Genomic DNA, 24,609 nt, shown 5'->3' on the forward strand with positions numbered 1-24,609 from the left:
CGGGGGGGGGGGGGGGGGGGGGGCCGGGGGGGGGGGGGGGGGGGGGGGGGCCGGGGCCCCCCCCCCGCCCCACCGCCGCATACCCTTCCCAGGTGAGCGAGAACATCAGGCACAAGTGGGCCGCCGGCGCGGCGACCGGCATCGGATCTATGCCGGGCGGTGACGCACGCGAAGCGGCGAAGACCGTCACCGGGACGCTGGAGGACTTCCCCCATCTGCCCGAGCTCCCGGCCCGGGGGCCCGGCGCCGACATGATCGGGCGGACCCTGGGTCTGCTCGTCGAGCTCTACGCCCATGTGGAGCCCAGCGGCTGGCGGATCAGCGACCGGCCCGGCCGCGACACCCGCCGGTCCCGCTCCTGGCTCGGCGAGGACCTGGACGCCCTGGAGGAGTTCACCCAGGGGTACGCGGGACCGCTGAAGGTCTCCGCGGTCGGCCCGTGGACGCTGGCCGCCGCCCTGGAGCTGCGCAACGGCGAGGTGGCGCTCGGCGATCCCGGGGCCTGCCGGGACCTCACCGCATCCCTCATCGAGGGGCTGCGCGGACATCTCGCGGAGGTCCGGCGCCGGGTGCCGGGCGCCGAGGTGGTGCTCCAACTCGACGAGCCGTCGCTGACCGCGGTGCTCCAAGGGCGGGTGAAGTCCGCGAGCGGCTACCGCACCCACCGGGCCGTGGACCGCGCGGTCGTCGAGGGCGCGCTGCGCGACCTCGTCGCGGCGGCGGACGGCGCACCGGTCGTGGTCCACTCCTGCGCGCCCGAGGTGCCGTTCGGGCTGCTGCGGCGGGCCGGCGCCACGGGCATCTCGTTCGATGCCGCACTGCTCACCGAGCGTGAGGACGAGGTGATCGGCGAGGCGGTCGAGGGCGGTACCGCGCTGTTCGCGGGCGTGGTGCCGGGCGTGGACGGCCGATTGTCAGACCCTGCCGGTAGCGTCATGGGTGTCCGGACGCTGTGGCGCAGGCTGGGGCTGGCACCGGGGCTCCTCGCGGAGTCCGTGGTGGTCACCCCGTCGTGCGGTCTGGCGGGCGCCTCGCCCGCCTATGCCCGCGCGGTGCTCGCCCACTGTGTCCGGGCGGCGAAGTCGCTCGCAGACAACCCTGAGTGACCGCTCTGACAGGACACGGGAGGACAAGACGGTGGCTGGCGAACAGCACGCAGCGGCATCCAAGGTGCCCGCCGCGGCACGGGAGAAGCACGCGCAGCTCGCTGAGCAGATCGAGGAGCACCGCTTCCGGTATTACGTGAAGGACGCCCCGGTCGTCAGTGACGCGGAGTTCGACAAGCTGCTGCGCTCCCTGGAGGCCCTGGAGGAGACGCACCCCGAGCTGCGCACCCCGGATTCCCCGACCCAGAAGGTCGCCGGCTCCTACGCCACGGAGTTCACCGAGGTCGCGCACCGCGAGCGGATGCTCTCGCTGGACAACGCCTTCGACGACGAGGAACTGTCGGCCTGGGCCGAGCGGATCGCCACCGAACTGGGCGGCGACCCCAAGAGCGCCGGCTACCACTTCCTCTGCGAGCTGAAGGTCGACGGCCTCGCGGTCAACCTCACCTACGAACACGGCCGGCTCACCCGCGCCGCCACCCGCGGCGACGGCCGCACCGGCGAGGACATCACGCCCAACGTCCGCACCATCACCGAGATCCCGCACCGCCTCACCGGCGACCGGGTCCCCGCGCTGGTCGAGATCCGCGGGGAGGTCTACTTCCCGATGGAGAAGTTCCTGGAGCTCAACGAGCGCCTGGTGGCCGACGGCAAGCCCCCGTTCGCCAACCCCCGTAACGCCGCGGCCGGTTCGCTGCGCCAGAAGGACCCCAAGGTCACCGCCACCCGCCCGCTGCACATGGTGGTGCACGGCCTCGGCGCCCGCGACGGCCTGGAGATCGACCGCCTCTCCGAGGCGTACGACCTGCTCAAGGACTGGGGCCTGCCCACCGCGTCGCACAACCGCGCCGTCAACTCCCTCGCCGCGGTACGGGAGTTCATCGCCCACTACGGCGACCCCGAGACCCGCCGCACGGCCGTCGAGCACGAGATCGACGGCGTCGTGGTCAAGCTCGACGAGATCCGGCTCCAGGGTCGGCTGGGCGCCACCTCGCGGGCGCCGCGCTGGGCGATCGCCTGGAAGTACCCGCCGGAGGAGGTCAACACCAAGCTGGTGGACATCCGCGTCGGCGTCGGCCGCACCGGACGGGTCACGCCGTACGCGGTCGTCGCGCCGATCACCGTCGCCGGCTCCGAGGTGGAGTTCGCGACCCTGCACAACCAGGACGTGGTCAAGGCCAAGGGCGTCCTGATCGGCGACACCATCGTCATCCGCAAGGCGGGCGACGTCATCCCGGAGATCCTGGGCCCGGTCGTCGACCTGCGGGACGGCACCGAGCGGGAGTTCGTGATGCCGGCCGAGTGCCCCGAGTGCGGTTCGGCGCTCCAGCCCGCCAAGGAAGGCGACATCGACCTGCGGTGCCCCAACGCCCGGTCCTGCCCCGCCCAGATCCGCGAGCGGCTGTTCTACCTCGCCGGCCGCAAGTGCCTGGACATCGAGAACTTCGGCTATGTCGCCGCCACCGCGCTCAGCCAGCCGCTGGAGCCCGCCGAACCGCCGCTGAAGGACGAGGGCGGCCTCTTCGACCTCGCCGTCGAGCAGTTGCTGCCCATCAAGTCCCACGTCCTGGACCCGGACACCGGCCTGCCCAAGCGCGACCCGAAGACCGGCGAGGAGAAGGTCGTCACCTTCTTCGCCAACCAGAAGGGCGAGCCGAAGAAGAACACCCTCGCCATGTTGGAGAACATCCAGGCCGCCAAGGAGCGCCCGCTGGCCCGGATCCTCACCGGCCTGTCGATCCGCCACGTGGGCCCGGTCGCGGCGCAGGCGTTGGCGCGCGAGTTCCGCTCCATCGACCGGATCCGGGAGGCCAGCGAGGAGGAACTGGCCGCCGTGGACGGCGTCGGCGGCACCATCGCGGCCTCGCTCAAGCAGTGGTTCGCGGTGGACTGGCACGAGGAAATCATCGAGCGGTGGCGGGCCGCGGGCGTCCGGATGGAGGAGGAGCAGACGGGTGAGGCGGGCCCGCGTCCCTTGGAAGGCGTCACCGTCGTGGTAACGGGCACACTTCAGTCACACACCAGAGATGGCGCGAAAGAAGCGCTACAGGCTCTCGGAGCGAAGGTGACCGGATCCGTTTCCAAGAAGACCGGATTCGTAGTGGTGGGCGACAACCCCGGTTCGAAGTACGACAAAGCCATGCAGTTGAAGGTCCCCGTGTTGGACGATGATGGCTTCGCTGTGCTGCTGGAGCAGGGTCCCGAGGCAGCACGAGCGGTAGCTGTCACTCCGCCTGAGGAGGAGTGAGGTGTCACCCCATCGGCGCATACCAGATTGATCCGGGAGGCCGGGTCGCATTCGGGCAACCGCTGCGGATCGCTGCCCGCAACAGCCTTCCGCGGCCTACTGTTGACGTGTGCGCCTGCCGTGGCGCGGGCACAGCCGGCTGTGAGAGGGATCGGAATGAAACCGACCGACAGCGCCGCTCCGGCGTCGCGGCTCCGCCGGCTCGTGGTGCCTGCGTTGCCCGCGGCCATCGTCATGGCGGCGGGCGTGGCGCTCGCCGCGGGAGTGCTGCACACCCTCGGCGGCGGTGCGCCGCTGTTCCCCACAGGAGCCGTCGGCTGGTCGCTGGCGGTCCTGACCGGTGTCATCGTCGGCCACCTGGTCGCCCTCGGCCGGGACCGGTGGTGGGGCGGCACCGGCTCCGGGGCCGCCCTCGCCCTCGCCGTACTCCTCCTCTACGGCTGGGTGCCGGCCATTTTGGTCAGCCTCTCCGTGGTGGTCCTGGTCGGCGCCGCCAGACGACAGCGCTGGCGACAGGCCCTGGTCCACGGGGCCGTTGACGTCCTCGGCATCGGTGCCGCGGCGCTCGGCCTGGCCGTCTGCGGGGTGCACCCCGCGGTCCGCCAGCCCTGGACGCCCGACGCCTGGGACCTCTCGGTCCTGCCCGAAGTCATCGTGATGGCGGGGAGTTACCTCCTCGTCAGCCGGGGACTGCTCTGGTTCAGCCGGCTGCCGCTCGACGGCGGACTGCCCACCATCGCCCGTACGGCGGTGGTGCGGCAGGCCCTGGTCGGCATCGCCCTGCTCGGCATCTCCCCGCTGATCGCGGTCTGCGCGGTGGGTGCCCCGCTGCTGCTCCCGCTGTTCGCGGTCCCGCTGATCGCCTTGGACTCCACCCTCTGGATAGCCCGGGCCCGCGCCGAGGAGCAGTTGCGCGACCCGCTCACCGGCCTGCCCAACCGCCAGTGGCTGCTGGAGCGCACCTGGACGGCCCTGGACGAGGCCGAACGGGCCGGCATCCGGGCCGCCCTCGTCCTGATCGACCTCGACCGCTTCCGTTCCGTCAACGACACCCTCGGCCACCTCGCCGGCGACCGCCTGCTGCTCCAGATCGCCGACCGGCTGCGGCACGCCCTCCCGCGCGGCGCCGAGGCCGCCCGGCTCGGCGGCGACGAGTTCGCCGTCCTGCTGCCGGCCACCGACTCCCTCACCAGCTCCCAGCGGGTGGCCCGCAACCTCGTCGCGGCCCTCAGCTCCCCGCTGGACCTCGACGGACTGACCCTCGTGCTCGAAGCCAGCGCGGGGGTCGCGGTCTTCCCCGAACACGCGCTGGACGCCGAGGGGTTGCTGCGCCGCGCCGACGTGGCGATGTACCAAGCCAAGCGGGACCGCAGCGGCGTCGAGCTCTACGAGGCCAAGCGGGACGGCAACACCCCCGACCGGCTCGGCCTGTTGGGCGATCTGCGGCGCGCCCTGGACGCCGGCGACGTGGAGTTGCACTACCAGCCCAAGGTCGGTTTCGACGGACACGTCGCCGGTCTGGAGGCGTTGGTCCGCTGGGTCCATCCGGACCGCGGTCGGGTCCCGCCGGACGAGTTCATCGCCATCGCCGAGTCCTCCGGCCTGATGCCCCGGCTGACCGAGTACGTCCTGGAGACCGCGCTCGCCCAGGTGGCGCGCTGGCGCGCGATGGGCCTGGAGGTGCCGGTCGCGGTGAACGTCTCACCGCGCGATGTGCACTCCCCGGGCTTCGCCGGCGCGGTCGCCGCCCGGCTCGCCCGACATCGCGTCCCACCGGGCGCCCTCCAGTTGGAGATAACCGAACACGTCCTGTTGGAGGACCCGCAGCGGGCCGCCGACACCCTGGCCGGGCTCACCGCCCACGGCGTGAAGATGTCCCTGGACGACTTCGGCACCGGCTACAGCTCCCTGGTCCACCTGCGGCGCCTCCCGGTCAGCGAGCTGAAGATCGACCGCTCCTTCGTGGCCCGGCTGGCCGTCGACAACGAGGACGCCGAGATCGTCCGCTGCACCCTCGACCTCGCCCATTCGCTGGGCCTGCTGGTCGTCGCCGAGGGCGTCGAGGACGACGAGACCTGGGAGCGGCTGCGCGACCTGGGCTGTGACGCGGTCCAGGGCTGGCTGGTGGCCGCCGCGATGCCACCGGACGAGACCACGGCCTGGCTACGGGCCCGCGGTGAGCACGGGTGGCGCCGTGCGTCGGAGACGACCGCCCTGGCGGCGGAGAAGGCAGCCGAGCGCCCTTCGGGACAGGTCTTGAACTGACCCGGCCACCGGCCGTCCCAAATCCCCGCTCCGACACCACCGCGCAGCTCCCCGCACCGGACCAGCCGGCCCCCAGCCAAGGGACACCGGACCGGCCGCCCCCCGACCCACCCGAGACGAACGAACCGAAAGGGAACGCGCCGGCATCGGACGCGCTGGCGCCGGACGAACCGGCAGTGAAGGCGCCGCCACCGGACGAATCGGAAGCGAGCGTGCCGGCGCCGTACCTGCCGCCACCGGACACACCACCGTCCGGCCCCAGCGTGCCGGACGGCCCCAGGACAAACGATCCGCCACCGGGCGCCCCGGCGGTGGGCGGCGGCTGACCCCGGCCCCGGCCGCCGTCCGGGCCCGCGGGGCGGCCCGCGCCGGACCGCCCCGTGCCCCGCCGGGCGGTCCGGCGTATCACCCCGCTGAAGCGCTCCGGCGAAAGCGTTTCGCGGCAGCGTTCCCGTACGCCATAGGATTGGGCCGGAATACTCCGCCGGAGAATTCGCCCAGAAATCTCCTTCCGGAACACTCCGCCCAGAACACTCCGCCGAAAACACCAGAGGATCTCTGCATGCCTGGCATCACGCGCGAGGAGGTCGCCCACCTCGCCCGGCTGGCACGTCTGGAGCTGAAGGACGAAGAGCTCGACCACTTCGCCGGACAGCTCGACGACATCATTGGCGCGGTCGCCCGCGTCTCCGAGGTCGCCGACCAAGACGTCCCGCCGACGTCCCACCCGCTGCCCCTGACCAACGTGATGCGGCCGGATGAGGTCCGTCCGTCGCTCACCCCCGAGCAGGCGCTCTCCGGCGCCCCGGCCCAGGAGCAGCAGCGTTTCAAGGTGCCGCAGATCCTGGGGGAGGAGTGACCGACATGGCTGACCTGATCAAGCTCACCGCCGCCGAGATCGCGGCGAAGATCGCCGCCGGCGAGCTCACCGCCGTCGAGGTGACCGAGGCGCACCTGGCCCGCATCGAGGCCGTCGACGAGAAGGTGCACGCCTTCCTGCACGTGGACCGCGAAGGCGCGCTGGCCCAGGCCCGCGCCATCGACGAGAAGCGGGCCCGTGGCGAGAAGCTGGGCCCGCTGGCCGGCGTCCCGCTCGCGCTGAAGGACATCTTCACCACCCAGGACATGCCGACCACCGTCGGCTCGAAGATCCTCGAAGGGTGGATGCCGCCCTACGACGCCACGCTGACCAAGAAGCTCAAGGCCGCCGACGTCGTCATCCTCGGCAAGACCAACATGGACGAGTTCGCCATGGGGTCGTCGACGGAGAACAGCGCCTACGGGCCGACCGGCAACCCCTGGGACCTCACCAAGATCCCCGGCGGCTCCGGTGGCGGCTCCTCCGCCGCCCTGGCCTCCTTCCAGGCCCCGCTCGCCATCGGTACGGACACCGGCGGTTCGATCCGCCAGCCCGCCGCCGTCACCGGCACCGTCGGCGTCAAGCCCACCTACGGCGGGGTCTCCCGCTACGGCATGGTGGCCTTCTCCAGCTCCCTGGACCAGGGCGGCCCGTGCGCCCGCACGGTGCTGGACGCGGCGCTGCTGCACGAGGCCATCGCCGGCCACGACCCGCTGGACTCCACCTCCATCGACGCCCCGGTCCCGGCGGTCGTCGAGGCGGCCCGCAACGGCAGCGTGGACGGGATGCGGGTCGGCGTCGTCAAGCAGTTCCGCGGCGAGGGCTACCAGCCCGGCGTCGTGCAGCGCTTCGACGAGTCGGTCGCGCTGCTCAAGGAGCTGGGTGCCGAGATCGTCGAGCTGGACTGCCCGTCCTTCGACCTGGCGCTGGCCGCGTACTACCTGATCGCGCCCTCCGAGTGCTCGTCCAACCTCGCCCGCTTCGACGCCATGCGCTACGGCCTGCGGGTCGGCGACGACGGCACGAAGTCCGCCGAGGACGTCACCGCACTGACCCGTGAGGCCGGCTTCGGCCCCGAGGTCAAGCGCCGCATCATGCTCGGCACGTACGCGCTCAGCTCCGGCTACTACGACGCGTACTACGGCAGCGCCCAGAAGGTCCGCACGCTGATCACCCGCGACTTCGAGCGGGCCTTCGAGCAGGTCGACGTGATCATCTCGCCGACCACGCCGACCACCGCGTTCCCGATCGGCGAGCGCACCGACGACCCGATGGCGATGTACCTCGCCGACGTGTGCACCATCCCCGCCAACCTGGCGGGCAACGCCGCCATGTCGCTGCCCTGCGGACTGGCTCCCGAGGACGGGCTGCCGGTGGGGTTGCAGATCATCGCCCCGGCCATGGCCGACGACCGGCTCTACAAGGTCGGCGCCGCGGTCGAGTCCGCGCTCACCGAGAAGTGGGGCCACCCGCTCCTGGAGGAGGCGCCGGCCCTGTGAGCGGAGTTGTCATCGAGGACCTGCTGGAGGAGACGCTGTGAGTGGAAAGCTGGCCAAGGCCAAGAGCTTCAAGAAGTCCAAGCCCGGCACCTACCTGTCCATCGGCACCACGCTGTTCGGCGCGGTGAGCGTCGTCAAGCAGGCGAAGAAGGCCAAGGGGGAGCATGACACGCTCCAACTGATCGACGCCGTTGTCTCCGCCGCCGCCATCGTCACCGGTGTCGCCCTGCTCGTCCGCGAACTGCGTCGTCTCAATGACGACGACGTCCTCGCGGGCTGACCGGCGCCGGACCTGAGAGGTTAGTTTCACCGTGACTGTCACCGACCTGGTGCCGTACGAGGACGCGCTGGCCACCTACGACCCCGTGATGGGTCTGGAGGTGCACGTCGAGCTCGGTACCAAGACCAAGATGTTCTGCGGGTGTGCGACCACCCTGGGCGCCGAGCCCAACTCGCAGACCTGCCCCACCTGCCTGGGCATGCCCGGCTCCCTCCCGGTCGTCAACGCGATCGGCGTGGAGTCCGCGATCAAGATCGGCCTGGCACTGAACTGCTCCATCGCAGAATGGTGCCGTTTCGCCCGGAAGAACTACTTCTATCCGGACATGCCGAAGAACTTCCAGACCTCCCAGTACGACGAGCCGATCGCCTTCGACGGCTACCTCGACGTGCAGCTGGAGGACGGCGAGATCTTCCGCGTTCACATCGAGCGCGCCCACATGGAGGAGGACACCGGCAAGTCCACCCACATCGGTGGGGCGACCGGCCGGATCCACGGCGCCCGGCACTCGCTGCTGGACTACAACCGCGCCGGCATCCCGCTCATCGAGATCGTCACCAAGCCGATCGAGGGCGCCGGCGAGCGGGCCCCCGAGGTCGCCAAGGCGTATGTCGCCGAGCTCCGCGAGCTGATCAAGGCGCTGGGCGTCTCCGAGGCCCGTATGGAGATGGGCCAGATGCGCTGCGACGTGAACCTCTCGCTGCGCCCCAGGGGCACCGAGAAGTTCGGCACCCGCTCGGAGACCAAGAACGTCAACTCGCTGCGCTCCGTGGAGCGGGCCGCCCGGTTCGAGATCCAGCGGCACGCCGCGGTGCTCTCCTCCGGCGGCACGATCCTCCAGGAGACCCGGCACTTCCACGAGGAAGACGGCTCCACCACGTCGGGCCGGATCAAGGAGGAGGCGGAGGACTACCGCTACTTCCCCGAGCCGGACCTGGTGCCGGTGGCCCCGTCCCGCGACTGGGTCGAGGAGCTGCGGGCCACCCTGCCCGAGCTGCCGCGGCTGCGCCGCAACCGGCTCCGCGAGGAGTGGGGCATCGCCGAGCTGGACATGCAGTCGATCCTCAACGCCGGTGCGGTCGACCTGATCGTCGCCACCACCGAGGCCGGTGCGGACTCCGCCGCGGCCCGCAAGTGGTGGATGGGCGAGCTGGCCCGCCGCGCCAACGAGGACGGGGTGGAGCTGGCCGCGCTGCCGATCACCCCGGAGCAGGTCGCCAAGGTCGCCGCGCTGGTCGTCGACGGCTCGCTCAACGACAAGCTGGCCCGGCAGGTCATCGAGGGCGTGCTGGCCGGCGAGGGCGACCCGGACACGGTCGTCGAGAAGCGCGGGCTGAAGGTCGTCTCCGACGAGGGCGCGCTCGGCACCGCCGTGGACGAGGCGATCGCCGCCAACGCCGCGATCGCCGACAAGATCCGCGGCGGCAAGGTCGCCGCCGCCGGTGCCCTGGTCGGCGCGGTCATGAAGGCCACCCGCGGCCAGGCGGACGCCGCCCGCGTCCGCGAGTTGATCCTGGAGAAGCTGGGCGTCGAGGGCTGATCCCGACACGTTCCGGTCGCGAAGCGGCCGTCCCTCCTCGGAGGGGCGGCCGCTTCGCCGTATCCGGCCTGGGACGACGCCGATGCCCGTGACCGGTGCCCGGGCGGCCTTCCGGACGAATTGCCGATCTTTCTCCTCCTACGCGGAATGCCACGTCCCCCAAAGGCGCTGTCACCAGAAAAGGATCAACGGATACGGGCCCCGGGGCACCGCCCGCCGGACAGTGGAGGAATGAACAATGGCGCAGCAGGACACACCGGTTCAGGACCCGCGAGCGATCGCCGCGCGGCTCGGCCGGGTCGGGGTCTGGCACGGCGGGCTCGGTCGGGTGTCGGCGGCGACGGAACGGGAGTTCGCGGCCGAGGTCGAGCGGCTGGGCTACGGGGCGCTGTGGTTCGGTGAGGCGCAGGCCACCAAGGAGGCGTTCGCCCACGCCGGGCTGCTGCTCGCCGCCACCGAGCGGCTGACCGTCGCCACCGGTATCGCCAACATCTGGGCCCGGGACGCCACCGCGATGAACGCCGGCGCGCACACCCTCGCCGAGGCGTACGACGGCCGGTTCCTGCTGGGCCTGGGCGCCAGCCACGCCCCGCAGGTCAACGGGCGCGGTCACGCCTACGCCAAGCCGCTCGCCGCGATGCGCTCCTACCTTGAGGCGATGGACGAGGCCCGCTACGACGCCCCGGTGGCCGAGGCGCCCGCCCGGGTGCTCGCGGCGCTCGGCCCCAAGATGGTGGAACTGGCGGGGGAGCGGGCCGCGGGCGTGCACTCGTACTTCGTCACGCCCGAGCACACCGCCGGCGCCCGCGAGATCCTGGGCGACACCCCGCTGCTCGCACCCGAGCAGGCCGTCCTGCTGGAGACCGACCCGGCGACCGCCCGCGCCCAGATCCGCGAGCACCACCTCGGCTTCTACCTCGCGCTGCCCAACTACGTGAACAGCCTGCGGCGGCTGGGCTTCGACGACGACGACTTCATCGACGGCGGCAGCGACCGGCTGGTCGACGCGATCGTCGCCTGGGGCGACGCGGACGCGATCCGGCGGCGGGTGCAGGAGCACCACGACGCGGGCGCCGACCATGTGTCGCTCCAGCCGATCGTCGCCAACCGCGGCCTGGGCATCGACCAACTCCGCGAGCTGGCACCGGCGTTGCTGACCGACTGAGCTGCTGCCGCAGGGCCGGCCCCTTGGTCAGTGGCCGAGGCGGGCCAGGGCGGCGAGCGGGTAGCGCTCGCCGGCCACCGCGCCGTCGGGCACGGCGGCGCGGAGCCGGTCCGCCTGCTCCGGGCTGAGCGAGAGATCGGCCGCGGCCGCGTTCTCCTCCAGATACGCCCGGCGCTTGGTGCCGGGAATCGGCACGAGGTCCTCGCCCTGGGCGAGCAGCCAGGCGAGGACGGCCTGCGCCGGTGTGCAGCCGAGCGACTCGGCGGTGGTGCGGAGGGCCCGTACGAGCGCGAGATTGCGCTCGATGTTCTCGTCCGCGAACCGCGGCCACCGGCGCCGGGCGTCGTCGGCGGTGAGGTCGCCGCGGGAGGAGAGGGCGCCCGTCAGCATGCCGCGCCCGAGCGGCGAGTACGCGACGACGCCGATGCCCAACTCCCGGCAGGTCGCCAGCATTTCGCCCTCCAGCACCTCGCGGGTGAAGAGGGAGTGCTCCAGTTGTACGGCGCTGATGGGGTGGACGGCGTGGGCCCGGCGCAGCGTCCGCGGGTTCACCTCGCTGAGGCCGAGGTGGCGTACGGATCCCTCGGCGACCAGCTCCGCCATGGCGCCGACCGTCTCCTCGATGGGGACGGCCGGGTCGCGCCGGTGCATGTAGTAGAGGTCGATCCGGTCCGTACCGAGGCGGCGCAGGGAGGCGTGGCACGCCGTGCGCACCCAGGCGGCGGAGGTGTCGACCTCGTTCACCCGCCCGGTGCCCGCGTCGTGCCGCAACCCGAACTTGGTCGCGAAGACCAGTCCGTCCCGCAGGGCGGTCGGTCGGCTGCCCAACCACCGCCCGAGGAACTCCTCGTTGGCGCCCCGCGCGTACGCGTCCGCGGTGTCGAGCAGGGTCACCCCGAGCTCGACCGCCCGGTCCAGGGTGCGGAGGGACTCGGCGTCGTCCGGTACGCCGTACGACGTCGACATCCCCATGCAGCCGAGGCCGAGCGCGGAGACGGCCGGTCCCTGGGCGCCGAGCCGCCGCTGCCTCACGGCCGCGCCACGTCCGCGACGAACGCGCCCCAGGCACCGGCCGGGAGGGTGAGCACCGGCCCGTCGGGGTTCTTGGAGTCGCGGATGTGGATGGCGGTGTGGGACGCGGACACTTCGAGGCAGTTGCCGCCTTCGTCGCCGCTGTAGCTGGACTTGAACCAGGCCAGATCGCTCATGCCTCTCCCGCCAGTTGGTCGAGCAGGCTGACGCTGTCTTCTGGTGTGAGTGCCTGCGATCGCAGCATCCCATATTTCTGTTGGAGCACACTTACCTCGTCCGGATCGTCCACGAGGAAGCTCACTCTCTGGCCCTCGATGTAGGCCAGTTGGCCATGATCGGGAGTTTCCAGGAGCACGAGTGGCCCGTTGAGTCCTGCGTGCTTCCTACGGCTCGTGGGCATGATCTGGAGTCCGACAAAGGGAAGTTCTGCGCAGCTGCGCAGATGCCTGATCTGCTGCCGTAGCACCTCCGCATCGCCGATCGGCCGACGTAGGACCACCTCTTCCAGGATGAAGTTCAGGACCGGCGGCGGATCCCGTTGCAGTAGTTGCTGACGGTCGAGGCGAGCCGAGAGTCGTTCGGCGGCGTCGGCTTCGCTGATGGGCGGGAAGAGGCACGAGAAGACTGCCTGTGCGTAGTCCGGCGTCTGGAGCAGGCCGGGCATGACGTGGTTCTCGTACGAGAGCAGGGAGATCGCGTCCGCCTCGTACTCGACGAAGTCCTGAACGAAGGCCGGAAAGCGCTCCTTGTCGGGCACCTTCTCCACCGCAACCGCCAACGCCCCCTTCGTGCCGAGGATTTCGTCGAATGCCTCGGCCAGGTCGATCTTCAGGGCTCTGCGGCCCTGTTCGATGGAGCCGATGGTGTCCTCGTGGACGCCCACGGCCTCGGCCAGTGCCGGTTGCGTCAACCGGGCCGCCTTGCGGAAGTGGCTCAACTGGGCGCCGATCACATGCCATGACGTGATCCGCTTCGGTTTGTTCGCCTGGTGCATGCCGCTTGCCTTCCCCCCGTCGTGACCGTCTGATGCGGCGAGAAGTCGTACATCGCATCTGTACGACTTCACGCTGTGGTCCAGCGTAGTCACTGGCAGTGACATTGGTGGCATGCAAGAGGAGATTCAGGCCGTCCGGGTCCGGACGGCGTTCTACCGGCGCGAGCGCCGTTCCGTGTCGCTGGCCAGGGAGTTCGCGCGCAGTGCGCTCGCGGACTGGGATCGGAAGCGCGGGGCGGACGATGTCGTGCTCTGCGTCAGCGAATTGGCCACCAATGCGGTGCTGCACGGCGTCCCGCCGGGGCGTGGTTACCGGTTGTGGCTGGCGCTGGGGGCGGAGGACGGAGTGTTGCGGGTCGAGGTGCACGACAGTGGGGACGGGGAGCCGCGGGTGTCGGAGCGGGGCGGTGCGGAGGACGACGAGCGCGGGCGCGGGCTGTTGCTGGTGTCGGCGCTGGCGGACGCGTGGGGCGTCGAGGAGCGCGTGCCGGGAAAGATCGTGTGGTGTGAGTGGCGGCCGGTGGCCGGGAAGATCTCAGGATGAGAGATGGGCGTGGACGCTGGATCTGACTGCCACTTACCATCCGAAATTCGTCGATCACGCCAATGACGCCGTGCCACGTACTTTTCGTGTGCTTCGTGGAGGTGTCATGCGTTCGCGTTCCGGTCCCGAGCGGGCCGACGAGGTCTTCAACTTACTGCTGACGGAAAGCGATTGCCCGCAGGATCGCGCGGCGGAGCGGCTCGGCATGACGAGTCGGCAGTTCCAGGAGAGCCTGCGGTACCTGGGGTCCATGGGACTCGTACGGTCGTCCCGCGGCGGGGCGCTGCCGGTGCCGGTGTCGCCGGAGACGGCGTTCGCGCTGCTGCTGGACACCGCCGAGCAGGCGACGGCGGACCGGCTCGACGGACTGCGGTCGCTGCGGGCGGCGTTCAGCGCACTGGCCGACAGTCTGCCGGCCTTTCAGCCGTCGGGTACGGGCGCCGCGCAGTCCTCCCGGATAGCGGTGCGGGTGGGGCAGCAGCGGATCGCGGAGAGCATGGACGCCCTCGCGGCCGGGGCGCGGCGGGAGGTTCTCGCACTGCGGCCGAACGACCGGGCCGCGCCCGAGCGATGGGAGGAGGCCGAGCGGCGCAGTGTGCGGGTCCTCGCCCAGGGCGTGTCGCTGCGCGCCGTCCACCTGCGCTCGACGCCTGACAGCACGTCGGGGCAGGCGCATCTGTACCGGCTGCGGCGGGCCGGGGCCCAGGTGCGGCTCGCGATGACGCTGCCGTTCCGGCTCACCCTGGTCGACGACGTACAGGCATTGGTCACCCTGAACGCGGACGGCGAGGAGGTGACGGCGCTGGAGATCCACGGTGTGGTGATGTGCCGGCTGCTGCGCCAGGTCTTCGAGCACTGCTGGGTGTACGCGAAACGGCTGGCCGACGTCGCGCCGGGGGATGCCCAGCAGGTTTCCCGCGACGGGGCGTTGACCGACCGGGAGAGGATGGTCCTGCGGATGTTCGCCGCCGGGCTGAAGGACAGCGTCATCGCCCGTAACCTCGGGGTTTCCGACCGTACGCTGCGCCGGACGATCACTCCGCTGCTGTCCAAGCTGGGGGCGGACAGCAGGTTCCAGGCGGGCATGATGGCCGTCGAACAGGGGCTGCTGTCGCGGGCGGAGATCGCGGTTGCGGTGGCCTAGGACACCTCGGCAGGTTGGGAAGCCGTGGGGCGGGCGGCCTCCTCGGGCTTCGGTGGCGCGACGGTCCGCCGGCCCCATGTCGTACCGATGAGGACGAGGACCGCCCCGACCGCGCCGAGCGGGCCGGGCCGGTCGCCGCCGGCCGCGATGCCGATGACGGCGGCCCAGAGCGGCTCGGTGCCCAGCAGCAGGCTCACGCGGGACGGCGACGTCCGGCGCACCGCCCACATCTGGACGAAGAAGGCGAAGAGCGTGCACATCAGGGCCAGGTACAGGAGGGCGGTCCACTGGTGGGGGGAGTAGGCGGCCGCGACGGAGAGCGGGGAGGCGCCCGCGAAGGGCGACGCGAGGGCGAAGACCGCGATGGCGCCGGCGAACTGGACGACGGTCAGCGCTCCGGAGTCGGTCGAACGGACCGCCTTCAGCCGGCTCATGGCCATGACGTGGACGGTGCGGGCGACGGCGGCGAGCAGCATCAGGAGGTCGCCGGACGACGGGGTGGTGAACCCCGAACCCTGGGTCAGCAGGGCCACCCCGGTCACCGACAGCGCCGCCGCGCCGACGAAGGCGGCGGTGGGGCGGGTGCGGGTCGCCACGGCCTCGGCGAGCGGGGTGAAGATCATGGTCAGGCTGATGATGAGGCCCGCGTTGGTCGCCGAGGTGTGCACCACCCCGTAGGTCTCCAGCACCAGTACGCATGACAGGAGCGCGCCGAGGATCGCGCCCGCGCCGATCTCCCGGGCGGTCAGCCGGGTGAGCGCGCGGCCCGCCACCAGCGCCATCACCGGCGTGGCCACCAGGAACCGCAGCAGGAGGAGGGCGATGACGGTGGTACCGGTGGCCAGTTCCTTGGCGGCCAGGTAGCTGGAGCCCCAGACGACGGCCACCAGGACGACGGGGACATCGATCAGCCAGAGGGGCCGGTTGCCGGGGGGCGCGGTGCGAGCAGTCATGGTGGTCATGATCGTGGGTCCTTGTTCGACGGCCGTTCGAGGGGGTGAGGATCCGACGACGGGGCCGGGCCGGGCCCGTCGTACCGCGACGGCGGCGGGGTGCCGGGCCCGGCCGGCCGGGCGGGCGGGCGGTCAGCGGACGGTCATCGGGTGCTCATCGGGTGCTCATCGCGCCGTGAAGGCGACCACCAACCTCGGAGCCCACAGGAGACGAGCGTCGCGCGCCTCTCCGGCCCCCCTGAAGACGATCTTTCTCGGGCGGATGCCCACGGGGAACAGCGCACGCGCGCCGGAACCGGCCACGTCCGCCTCCGGTCAGCGTGGGCGGGTGCGGGGAGTTGGCGCGAAGGGGAAAAAGTCCGTTAAGGGGCTTTTAGTGGGCATAACCGCCCGATAAATGGGCCGGGTTGCCTCCGTCGCCGTCTCTGTGGGGAAATCCACAAAGGGGACAAAGGATCTTTTCGGGCTGACACTCTGCACTCGGAAGCGGGACCGCCGTGCCGGCAACGGCCGCGGAGGCCCCCGCACCGGCCCCGCTCTCCCACCCGTACCGCCCCGCTCCCCACCCCCGTCAGTCCGCGTTCGGCACCACCCGCTCCCGGGAGATATCGGCGCACGACCCGGAAGCAGCCCGTGACCGCTCTGGCTCGCTGGTGCCTCAGGCGCCGCCTCGTGGTGATCCTCCTCTGGCTCGCCGCCTTCACTGGGACGGCCGTCGCCGCGGGCGTGGCCGGCAGCGCCTACTCCACCGACTACGCGGTCCCCGGCACCGAATCCGGGCAGGCCGGCGCCCTGCTGGCCAAGGCGTTCCCGGGCCGCGCCGGCGACACCGACACCATCGTCTGGCACGCCGACGCCGGCACCGTCCGCTCCACCGCGGTCCGCACGACCATGGCGCACACGCTCGCCGAGGTCGGCCGGCTGCCCGGCGTCGCCGACGTCCAGAGCCCCTACGGCCCGGGCGGCGCCGGGCAGATCAGCCACGACGGGCGCACCGCCTACGCCTCGGTGACCTTCCGCAGCTCGTCCGACGACCTGCCCGCGGCCCAGGCCCGCGCGGTCGTCAGCACCGCCCGGGCGGCGGCCGGGAACGGCCTCCAGGTCGAGCTGGGCGGCAGCGGCGTCGCCCTCACCCAGTCGCCGCACGAAGGGCTGCCGGAGATCATCGGGCTGGCCGCGGCGGCCGTGGTGCTCTTCCTCGCCTTCGGGTCGCTCGCCGCGACCCTGCTGCCGATCGTCACCGCGCTGGCCGCCGTCGGCACCGCCGCCGCCGGGATCAGCCTGCTCGGCCACGCCATGACGGTCGCCGACTTCGCCCCGATGCTGGGCATGCTGATCGGCCTCGGCGTGGGCATCGACTACGCCCTCTTCATCGTCACCCGGCACCGCAAGGGGCTGCGCGCCGGACTCTCCGTCCAGGAGTCCGCCGAACGCGCGGTGGCGGTGTCCGGGCGGGCGGTGGTCTTCGCCGGAGCCACCGTCTGCATCGCCCTGCTCGGCATGCTCACCCTGCGGCTGGGCTTCCTCAACGGGGTCGCGCTGGCCGCCTCGCTCACCGTCGTCCTCACCGTCGCCGCCGCCATCACCCTGCTGCCCGCCCTGCTCGGCGTGATCGGGACCCGCGCCCTGAGCCGCCGCGAGCGCCGCCGGCTGGCCACCGAGGGGCCGCGGCCCGACCCGGGCACCGGCCCGGCCGCCCGCTGGGCCGGCTTCGTCGAACGCCACCCCAAGCTGCTCGGCGCCGCCGCGGCCGCCGTGATGCTCACCCTCGCGCTGCCCACCCTCGGACTCCACCTCGGCACCTCGGACCAGGGCAACGACCCGGCCACCGCCACCACCCGCAAGGCGTACGACCTGCTGGCGGACGGCTTCGGGCCCGGCTTCAACGGGCCGCTGACGCTGGTCGGTTCGCTCGACGGCGCCACCGACCGGCTCGCCTTCGACAAGCTCCCGCACACCCTCCGGGACACCCCCGGCGTGGCCCAGGTCAGCGGCCCGGAGTTCGACGGCAGCCACGCCACCGGCGTGATCACCGTCGTACCGGACAGCTCACCGCAGTCCCAACGGACCTCCGACCTCGTCGACCGGCTGCGCACCGAGGTGCTGCCGGGCGTGGCGGACGGCACCACGCTGAAGGTGCGGGTCGGCGGGGTCACCGCCGGCTACGACGACTTCGCCGACGTCATCATCGGCAAACTGCCGCTCTTCATGGGCGCCGTCATCGGCCTCGGCTCCGTCCTGCTGCTGCTCGCCTTCCGCAGCATCGGCATCCCCCTCAAGGCCGCGCTGATGAACCTCGCCGCGGTCGCCGCGTCCTTCGGGATCGTCGTCGCGGTCTTCCAGTGGGGGTGGGGGAGCGAGGCGCTGGGCCTGGGCAGCGCCGGCCCCATCGAGCCGTTCCTCCCGGTCATCATGGTCTCGGTGCTCTTCGGGCTCTCCATGGACTACCAGGTCTTCCTGGTCAGCCGGATGTACGAGGAATGGCAGCGGACGGGCGACAACCGGCGGTCCGTACGGGTCGGGCTCGCCGAAACCAGCCGGGTGATCAACTCGGCCGCGGTGATCATGATCGCGGTCTTCGGGGCGTTCGTCCTCAGCGGCGACCGGATCATCGCGATGTTCGGCATCGGCCTCGCCGCGGCCGTCGCCCTGGACGCCTTCGTCCTCCGTACGCTGCTGGTCCCGGCCCTGATGCACCTCCTGGGCGGTGCCAACTGGTGGCTGCCGGTCTGGCTGGAACGCCGGCTGCCGCGGCTGAGCATCGAACCGCCGGCGGAACCCGCCGCGCCCGCGCCCCCCGTGGACGACCGGCCACGGGTGCAGGTCTGACGCCCGGGGCGGACCCGCGGGGCGAACGCCCGGAGAAGGGGAGCGCACCGGCTCTCATCGGACTCTCAGACGCGGCACCTACGGTCGCGCCCATGGGAACGACGACCGACAAGCGAACCGATGACGCGACGACCGATGACGTGAAGACCGACACGGTGCAGGCCGACGGCGTGAAGACCGACGCCGTGAAGGTCGATGACGTGAAGGCCGACGATGTGAAGGCCGACGACGTGACGTCCGGTGCGGTGACGAAGGGCGCCACGGACGGCACCGAGGAAACGGGGAAGGCCGGGGGAACGGCCGCCAAGGGGGAAGCTGCCGCGGCGGGGCAGGCGCCCGCGACCGAGGGGCAGGCCGAGTCCGAGGCCAAGACCGACGCCGAGCCGGATGCCGAGTCCGACGCCGAGTCCGCGGCCGATTTCGATGCCGACGAGGACACCCCGGAGGAGCCCGCCCCGTCCGGTGCGGCCGCCGGCGCCGGTGCCGTGGTCGCCGCCGGCCTCGGCCTGGCGTCCGTCACCGGCACCTGGCTGAGCACCCTGCTCGCCGAACGGCAGACGCTGCTGGGCCAGATCAAGCTCCAGTCCGGCAAGGCCACCGACCAGATCGCCGCCGTCTACGGCGCGCCCTGGCACACCACCGCCCTGGTCAACGGGGTGTTCGCGGTGCTCGCCATGCTCGTCGCCGCGGTGGTGCTGACCGGCCGACGCCCCGCCTGGGTGCGGGCCGTCGCCTGGGGCGGGCTGGTGCTCGGCCTGCTCGGGTTGATCATCTCGGCGGGCATGTACCTCGACCTGTTCGCCAGCATGCCCAGCCTCCCTAAGGCACCTGGCGGCGGCGCCTGAGCCCCTTCTGAGGGCAGCGGCGGGCGTGCCTAATGCCCCACGCGCGTGGTGGGGCATATCTAAGGCCCACAAGGCCCGGGGCGCGCGTTTCTAAGCCCCCGGCCGCCCGCCGCCCCGGTTTCCGGGCCCCGAACCGGCCCGGAGATCGGGAACTCTCCCGATGTGGCGGACCCCCCTTGGCGACGAGAGTGGAGGCCATCGGCACCCGGCAACCGACCGGGCGTCACCACCGCCTCACCCCAAGGGGAGACACCATGTACGCCTCCGAACTGGAGCTCCGGGTCCGCTACGAGGAACTGCGCCGCGAGGCCGACCGCCGCCGCCTGGTGCGCGAGGCCACCGCAGGGGCGCGGGACGCCGCCCACTCCGGGAGCGACGATCCCGAAGGGCGGGTGAACACGGTCCGGGCCCGGCGGGGGCGCGTACGGCGCGCCGCCGCCTGATCCACCGGAGAGGCCCGAGGCCGTGCGGACCAGCGGAGACGTCCCCGGTGTGCCGGAAACCACTGCCCGAGTGTCGGACCCCTGTGCGATGCTCGGCACCGTGGAGAGCAGACCCATCAGTCCAGTTTTCGTCGGCCGCGCGGCCGAACTCGCCGCGTTGGGCGACGCGCTGACGCGGGTCGCCGCGTCCCGCGAGCCCCAGGCCCTGCTGATCGGGGGCGAGGCCGGCGTCGGCAAGACCCGCCTCATCGAGGAGTTCTGCGAGACGGCCCGCGGCGGCGGCGCGCAGGTCGCACTCGGCGGCTGCATCGAAATCGGCTCCGAGGGCCTGCCGTTCGCCCCGTTCTCCTCGATCCTGCACACCCTCAACGCCCACCTACGGGACGAACTGGCCGCCGCCGTCTGCGGCCAGGAGGGCGAATTGGCCCGCATCCTCCCGGAATTGGGCGAGACCGCCGGGGAGATCCGGGGCGAGGAGGTCGGCCGGGCCCGACTCTTCGAGCTGACCGCCCGCCTCCTGGAGCGGCTCGCCGCCCACCGCACCCTCGTCATCGTCGTCGAGGACCTGCACTGGGCCGACCGCTCCACCCGCGAGCTGCTCGCCTACCTCCTGCGCACCCTCCACGACGCCAGCATCCTCCTGGTCGCCACCTACCGCTCCGACGACATCCACCGCCGCCACCCGCTGCGCCCGTTCCTCGCCGAGATCGACCGGATGCGCACCGTCCGCCGCATCGAGCTGAACCGCTTCAACCGCGAAGAGGTCCGCTCCCAGATCGCCGGGATCCGCGGCAGCGAGCCCGAAGAGAACACCGTCGACCGGGTCTTCAAGCGCTCCGAGGGCAATGCCTTCTTCGTCGAGGAGCTGGCCCGCAGCCTCGCCGACGGCTGCGTCTACGGCCTCAGCGACCCGCTGCGCGACCTGCTGCTGGTGCGCGTCGAGGCGCTCCCCGAGGACGCCCAGCGGGTGGTGCGGATCGCCGCCGAAGGCGGCTCCACCGTCGAGCACGAACTCCTCGCCGCCGTCTGCCAGATGCCCGAGGACGACCTCATCGAGGCGCTCCGGGCCGCCGTCGGCAGCAACGCCCTCGTCCCCACCCAGGACGGCACCGGCTACCGCTTCCGGCACGCCCTGGTCCGCGAGGCCGTCGTCGACGACCTGCTGCCCGGCGAGCGCACCCGCCTCAACCGCCGCTACGCACAAGCCCTGGAGGCCGACCCCACGCTGGTCCGCTCCGAGGTCTGCGCCACCCGCCTCGCCAGCTACTGGTACAAGGCCCATGACGCCGCCAAGGCACTGCCCGCCGTCCTCGCCGCCTCCGTACAGGCCCGCCGCCGCCACGCCTACGCCGAGCAGCTGCGGTTGCTGGACCGCGCCCTGGAGCTGTGGGACGACGCCCCGCCGGAGGTCCGCCAGGGCGTGCGCCCGGTCGACTACGCCGAGGGGTACCCGGCCTGCGGCTGCGACGACGACGCCCTCCGCTTCCTCGACCTGCTCGCCGAGATCGCGGTGGCCGCCCGGCTGTCCGGCGACAGCGAGCGCGCCTTCATGATCACCAAGCGGGCGCTGCGCTGGCTCCGCACCGAGAACGACCCCCTTCGCACCGCCTGGTTCCTGGTGCAGCGCTCCCGGCTCTGCCAGGGCACCGGCCGCGGCAACGGCTGGGAGGACCTGGACAAGGCCCAGGAACTGATGCGCGGGCTGCCGCCGTCCTCCGTGCACGCCACCGTCACGGCCGCCGTCGCCAGCTGGCAGATGCTCCACGAACCAGGCCCCGGCACCTTCACCACCGCCGAACGAGCCGTGGAGCTGGCCCGGTTGGTGGGCGACGAGGAGGCCGAGCTCAATTCCCGGGTGACGCTGGCCGGGCTGCGGGTGGACGCCGGTGACGTCGAAGGGGGCCTCGACGAATTCCGCACCGTCCTCGACCGGGTCGTGGAGTGCGGCTACTTCGCCGTCATCGGCCGCGGCCACATCAACCTCCCGGGCACCCTCGAAGGCGTCGGCCGCTCCCGCGAAGCAGTGGAGGTCACCGACCGGGGCATCGAGCTCACCACCCGCTACGGCCTCAAGAACGCCGCCAGCTGGGTGCTGACCAACCGCGCCGAATCGCTCCAGTCGCTCGGCCGCTGGGCGGAGGCCGGCCGGGTCGCCGCCGACGCCCGCAGCCTCGCCCAGAACTCCCTCGCCACCGCCCTGGCCGCCAGCCGTCACACCGCCCTCGCCCTGGACAAGGGCGACCTCGCGACCGCCGAGCGCGAACTGGCCGTCGCCCAGGAGCACTACGGCACCCACGACCCGCAGCAGCAGCACGCCCTCCCCATGGCCCGGCACGCCCTGCGACTGGCCGCCCGCCAGGGCCGGATCCTGGACGTCCGCGCCATCCTCGTCCAGGCCGCGCTGGACACCGGCTTCGCCCCCGGCCTGCACCGCTACGCCTGGCCGCTCCTGTGGTCGGCGACCACCGCCGAGGCCGACGCCCGCGGGCTGCCCACCGCCGCTCCCGGCCGGCCCGAGATCCTCGCCCGCATCCGCGACGCCGCCAAGCGACTGGCCCGGCTCTCCCCCGTGTGGGACGCCCACGGTGCGGCGGTCGAGGCCGAACTCCGCCGCGCCGAGGGCCGGGAGTCCCCCGACGCCTGGGCCGAGGCGGTCGCCGCCTTCGAGTCGTTGGACCGGCCGCACGAGCTGGCCTGGTGCTGCCGCCGCTGGGCCGAGTCGCTGCTGCACGGCACCGAGCGCGCCACCCTCGGCCTCAACGGCCGTACCCCGCGCGAGGCCGCCGTGCTGCTGCTCGGCCAGGCGCACACCGCCGCCGCTGACATGGGCGCCCATCCACTGATCGGCGAACTCGAACTCCTCGCCCAGCGCGCCCGGATACCCCTCGCCGGCCAGCCGGCACCCGGTACGGCCGGCCCCGCGGCCGGGTCACCGCCGCCCGCCGCCCCCGCCGAGTCCCTGGGGCTGACGCCCCGGGAACGGGACGTGCTCCGCCTCGTCGCAGACGGCCGCAGCAACCGCCAGATCGCCGACACGCTGTTCATCTCGCCGAAGACCGCCAGCGTCCATGTCTCCAACATCCTCGCCAAGCTGGGCGTCTCCGGGCGCGGGGAGGCGGGCGCGGTCGCCCACCGGCTGCGGTTGTTCGTCGAGCCGACGTCGAGCGCGATGCCGACGCCGAGCAAGGAGCCTGCCCCGACCAAGTAGCGCCGCCGGACCGTCAGTTGCCCGCGTCGGAACCCTCCGGCGCGGGCGCCTCCGGCTGCGGCCGGACGACCACGACCCCGGACGCCAGGTCTATCGGCCCCTTCCCGGGGTCCCCGTCGCCGACGTCGTCCACCACCAGCGTCATCCGCCGGCGCTCCTCGTCGGTGTGCTTACGGCCCGGCGCGAACAGTTCTTCCACGACGTTGAACACGGTGCCCCCTCCGGCGCGATCACTTATGGATCCACCCGTCCCCGACACCGAGTCTAAGCAGACCGCCCGCAAACGGGGACCAAAGGGGGATCAGGGGGATCAGGGGGATCAGCTCACCGCCAGGCGGAGAATCCGGTCATCCCCCTTGCGGGGCCGGCCCCGGCCGTCCGTGTTGCTGGTGACCAGCCACAACGCCCCGTCGTCGGCCGCCACCACGGTCCGCAGCCGCCCGTACTCGCCGGTGAGGAACGCCTGCGGCGCGGCCACCGGCTTCGTCCCGTCCAACGGGATCCGCCACAGCCGCTCGCCGCGCAGCGACGCCATCCACAGCGAGCCCTTGGCGTACGCGAGCCCGCTGGGCGAGGCGTCCGCGGGCTTCCACACCAGCACCGGGTCGGCGTACCCCGGCGGCACCGCCCCGCCCTTCCGCTTCCCCTCGACCTGCGGCCAGCCGTAGTTCCGACCCGGCTCGATCAGATTGAGCTCGTCCCAGGTGTCCTGCCCGAACTCCGAGGCCCACAGCCGCTTCCCGGCGTCCCAGGCGAGCCCCTCGACGTTGCGGTGCCCGTAGTCGTACACCACCGAGTCCGGCTCCGGGTTGCCGTGCACCGGCTCGCCGTCCGGGGTCATCCGCAGGATCTTCCCGGCCGGGGACTTCTTGTCCTGGGCCAGCGCCTTGTCGCCGGTCTCGCCGGTGCTCGCGTAGAGCATCCGGTCCGGTCCGAAGGCGAGCCGCCCGCCGTTGTGGAACCGGCCCTTGGGGATGTTTTTGAAGATGGTGTTGGGGGCGCCCAACTGGTTGCCCGCATCCCGCCGCTCGTCGTAGATCATGCGCGCGATGCGGTTGTCGGACGCGGTGGTGAAGTACGCGTACACCTGGTGGTCGGTGCCGAACGACGAGGACACCGCGAGCCCCAGCAGCCCGCCCTCGCCCCCGGGCGCCACCCCCGGGACCGACCCCACGTCGGCGACCTTCCCGCCGTGCGCGGCCACCCGCACGATCCGCCCGGTGTCCCGCTCACCGACCAGCAGATCCCCGCCCGGCAGCGCCGCCACGCCCCACGGCGACTTCAGCCCCGTGGCGAGCGTCCCGGTCACCCGCACCGTCCCCTTGGCGGGCGGCACCACAGCGGACGCCGACGGACTCGGCGAGGGCGCCCCGGTCCGCTCGCCCGACCCGGTCGGTCCCGGCCCACCCGCCGCCGACCCCCCACCGGACGAGCACCCCGCCGCCAAGAGCAGACAGGCGGCAGCCAACACGGCAGTCCGGGAACGACGTTGCACGGCAGGAGTCCTCTCGTCGACGGGCGGAACCAGAACACCACATCCCCCCGCACCACCCCACTCACCCAAGCCCCCACCCACCGGAATTCCACCCACTCACGGGAGGGGACGGGTCTGTGGGGTGGGGGTGTGCCGGACGTAAAGCGAAGCAGTCCGGCAC

General features: G+C 72.3%; 20 protein-coding genes. 14 read left to right on the plus strand and 6 right to left on the minus strand.

Annotation, left to right across the window (positions count from 1 at the left end):
• The first annotated feature begins 92 nt into the window (after positions 1-92).
• From ACFVT2_RS28880 to ACFVT2_RS28915, 8 genes are all read left to right on the plus strand, one after another.
• Positions 93-1,106: a methionine synthase gene (locus ACFVT2_RS28880; RefSeq protein ID WP_390022533.1), complete on the plus strand. Its 1,014-nt coding sequence runs from the start codon at positions 93-95 to the stop codon at positions 1,104-1,106.
• 31 nt (positions 1,107-1,137) lie between these two features.
• A complete protein-coding gene (gene ligA / locus ACFVT2_RS28885; RefSeq protein WP_390022535.1) occupies positions 1,138-3,354 on the plus strand; it encodes an NAD-dependent DNA ligase LigA in 2,217 nt (738 codons plus the stop codon).
• A 156-nt stretch (positions 3,355-3,510) separates the two neighbouring features.
• A complete protein-coding gene (locus ACFVT2_RS28890) occupies positions 3,511-5,619 on the plus strand; it encodes a putative bifunctional diguanylate cyclase/phosphodiesterase (protein ID WP_390022536.1) in 2,109 nt (702 codons plus the stop codon).
• A gap of 562 nt (positions 5,620-6,181) precedes the next feature.
• Positions 6,182-6,478 carry an Asp-tRNA(Asn)/Glu-tRNA(Gln) amidotransferase subunit GatC gene (gatC, locus tag ACFVT2_RS28895; protein ID WP_043266233.1) on the plus strand — a complete coding sequence of 99 codons (297 nt, stop codon included), beginning with the start codon at positions 6,182-6,184 and terminating at the stop codon, positions 6,476-6,478.
• Between the two features lie 5 nt (positions 6,479-6,483).
• Positions 6,484-7,977: an Asp-tRNA(Asn)/Glu-tRNA(Gln) amidotransferase subunit GatA gene (gene gatA, locus ACFVT2_RS28900; protein WP_390022538.1), complete on the plus strand. Its 1,494-nt coding sequence runs from the start codon at positions 6,484-6,486 to the stop codon at positions 7,975-7,977.
• 37 nt (positions 7,978-8,014) lie between these two features.
• Positions 8,015-8,257 (plus strand): hypothetical protein, encoded by a 243-nt coding sequence (locus ACFVT2_RS28905; protein ID WP_100599668.1) that lies wholly within the window; start codon positions 8,015-8,017, stop codon positions 8,255-8,257.
• Between the two features lie 31 nt (positions 8,258-8,288).
• Positions 8,289-9,797, plus strand: coding sequence for an Asp-tRNA(Asn)/Glu-tRNA(Gln) amidotransferase subunit GatB (gene gatB, locus ACFVT2_RS28910; protein WP_390022540.1), 1,509 nt, complete (start codon positions 8,289-8,291; stop codon positions 9,795-9,797).
• A gap of 238 nt (positions 9,798-10,035) precedes the next feature.
• Positions 10,036-10,962 (plus strand): TIGR03620 family F420-dependent LLM class oxidoreductase, encoded by a 927-nt coding sequence (locus tag ACFVT2_RS28915; RefSeq protein WP_390022542.1) that lies wholly within the window; start codon positions 10,036-10,038, stop codon positions 10,960-10,962.
• A 27-nt stretch (positions 10,963-10,989) separates the two neighbouring features.
• Here ACFVT2_RS28915 and ACFVT2_RS28920 read toward each other — a convergent pair whose 3' ends face one another.
• Genes ACFVT2_RS28920 through ACFVT2_RS28930 form a run of 3 tightly spaced genes read right to left on the minus strand, consistent with a single transcriptional unit; the run spans position 10,990 to position 12,988 of the window.
• Positions 10,990-11,994, minus strand: coding sequence for an aldo/keto reductase (locus ACFVT2_RS28920; RefSeq protein ID WP_390022543.1), 1,005 nt, complete (start codon positions 11,992-11,994; stop codon positions 10,990-10,992).
• Positions 11,991-12,170, minus strand: a complete 180-nt coding sequence (locus ACFVT2_RS28925) for a DUF397 domain-containing protein (RefSeq protein WP_390022545.1) — start codon at positions 12,168-12,170, stop codon at positions 11,991-11,993. Before ACFVT2_RS28925 ends, ACFVT2_RS28920 begins: the two co-directional genes overlap by 4 nt.
• A complete protein-coding gene (locus ACFVT2_RS28930) occupies positions 12,167-12,988 on the minus strand; it encodes a Scr1 family TA system antitoxin-like transcriptional regulator (protein WP_390022547.1) in 822 nt (273 codons plus the stop codon). The genes ACFVT2_RS28925 and ACFVT2_RS28930 overlap by 4 nt, the downstream gene beginning before the upstream one ends.
• Positions 12,989-13,100: 112 nt before the next feature.
• On the opposite strand from ACFVT2_RS28930, the gene ACFVT2_RS28935 reads away from it, so the two are divergent.
• Together ACFVT2_RS28935 and ACFVT2_RS28940 are read left to right on the plus strand one after the other, a co-directional pair.
• Positions 13,101-13,532, plus strand: coding sequence for an ATP-binding protein (locus ACFVT2_RS28935; RefSeq protein ID WP_390022548.1), 432 nt, complete (start codon positions 13,101-13,103; stop codon positions 13,530-13,532).
• A 106-nt stretch (positions 13,533-13,638) separates the two neighbouring features.
• Complete coding sequence (locus ACFVT2_RS28940) at positions 13,639-14,676, plus strand: LuxR C-terminal-related transcriptional regulator (protein ID WP_390022550.1); 1,038 nt, start codon at positions 13,639-13,641, stop codon at positions 14,674-14,676.
• Here the strand turns inward: ACFVT2_RS28940 and ACFVT2_RS28945 are convergent.
• Positions 14,673-15,638, minus strand: a complete 966-nt coding sequence (locus ACFVT2_RS28945) for a DMT family transporter (protein ID WP_390022552.1) — start codon at positions 15,636-15,638, stop codon at positions 14,673-14,675. The genes ACFVT2_RS28940 and ACFVT2_RS28945 overlap by 4 nt on opposite strands.
• Before the next feature lie 624 nt (positions 15,639-16,262).
• Here ACFVT2_RS28945 and ACFVT2_RS28950 point away from each other — a divergent pair.
• From ACFVT2_RS28950 to ACFVT2_RS28965, 4 genes are all read left to right on the plus strand, one after another.
• On the plus strand, positions 16,263-18,458 hold the full coding sequence (locus ACFVT2_RS28950; protein WP_390022554.1) for an MMPL family transporter: 2,196 nt from the start codon (positions 16,263-16,265) through the stop codon (positions 18,456-18,458).
• Positions 18,459-18,550: 92 nt separating this feature from the next.
• Positions 18,551-19,303 (plus strand): hypothetical protein, encoded by a 753-nt coding sequence (locus tag ACFVT2_RS28955; RefSeq protein WP_390022555.1) that lies wholly within the window; start codon positions 18,551-18,553, stop codon positions 19,301-19,303.
• Between the two features lie 254 nt (positions 19,304-19,557).
• Entirely contained in the window at positions 19,558-19,746 is a 189-nt protein-coding gene (locus ACFVT2_RS28960) for a hypothetical protein (RefSeq protein ID WP_390022557.1), read from the plus strand.
• An 88-nt stretch (positions 19,747-19,834) separates the two neighbouring features.
• On the plus strand, positions 19,835-22,954 hold the full coding sequence (locus ACFVT2_RS28965; protein WP_390022568.1) for an AAA family ATPase: 3,120 nt from the start codon (positions 19,835-19,837) through the stop codon (positions 22,952-22,954).
• 13 nt (positions 22,955-22,967) lie between these two features.
• Here the strand turns inward: ACFVT2_RS28965 and ACFVT2_RS28970 are convergent, their stop codons facing one another.
• Together ACFVT2_RS28970 and ACFVT2_RS28975 are read right to left on the minus strand one after the other, a co-directional pair.
• Positions 22,968-23,165, minus strand: coding sequence for a DUF6191 domain-containing protein (locus ACFVT2_RS28970; protein ID WP_390022559.1), 198 nt, complete (start codon positions 23,163-23,165; stop codon positions 22,968-22,970).
• Between the two features lie 108 nt (positions 23,166-23,273).
• Entirely contained in the window at positions 23,274-24,449 is a 1,176-nt protein-coding gene (locus ACFVT2_RS28975) for a PQQ-dependent sugar dehydrogenase (protein WP_390022560.1), read from the minus strand.
• Positions 24,450-24,609 lie beyond the last annotated feature (160 nt).

The sequence above is a fragment of the Streptomyces sp. NPDC058000 genome (genome assembly GCF_042886435.1).
GTDB lineage: Bacteria > Actinomycetota > Actinomycetes > Streptomycetales > Streptomycetaceae > Streptomyces.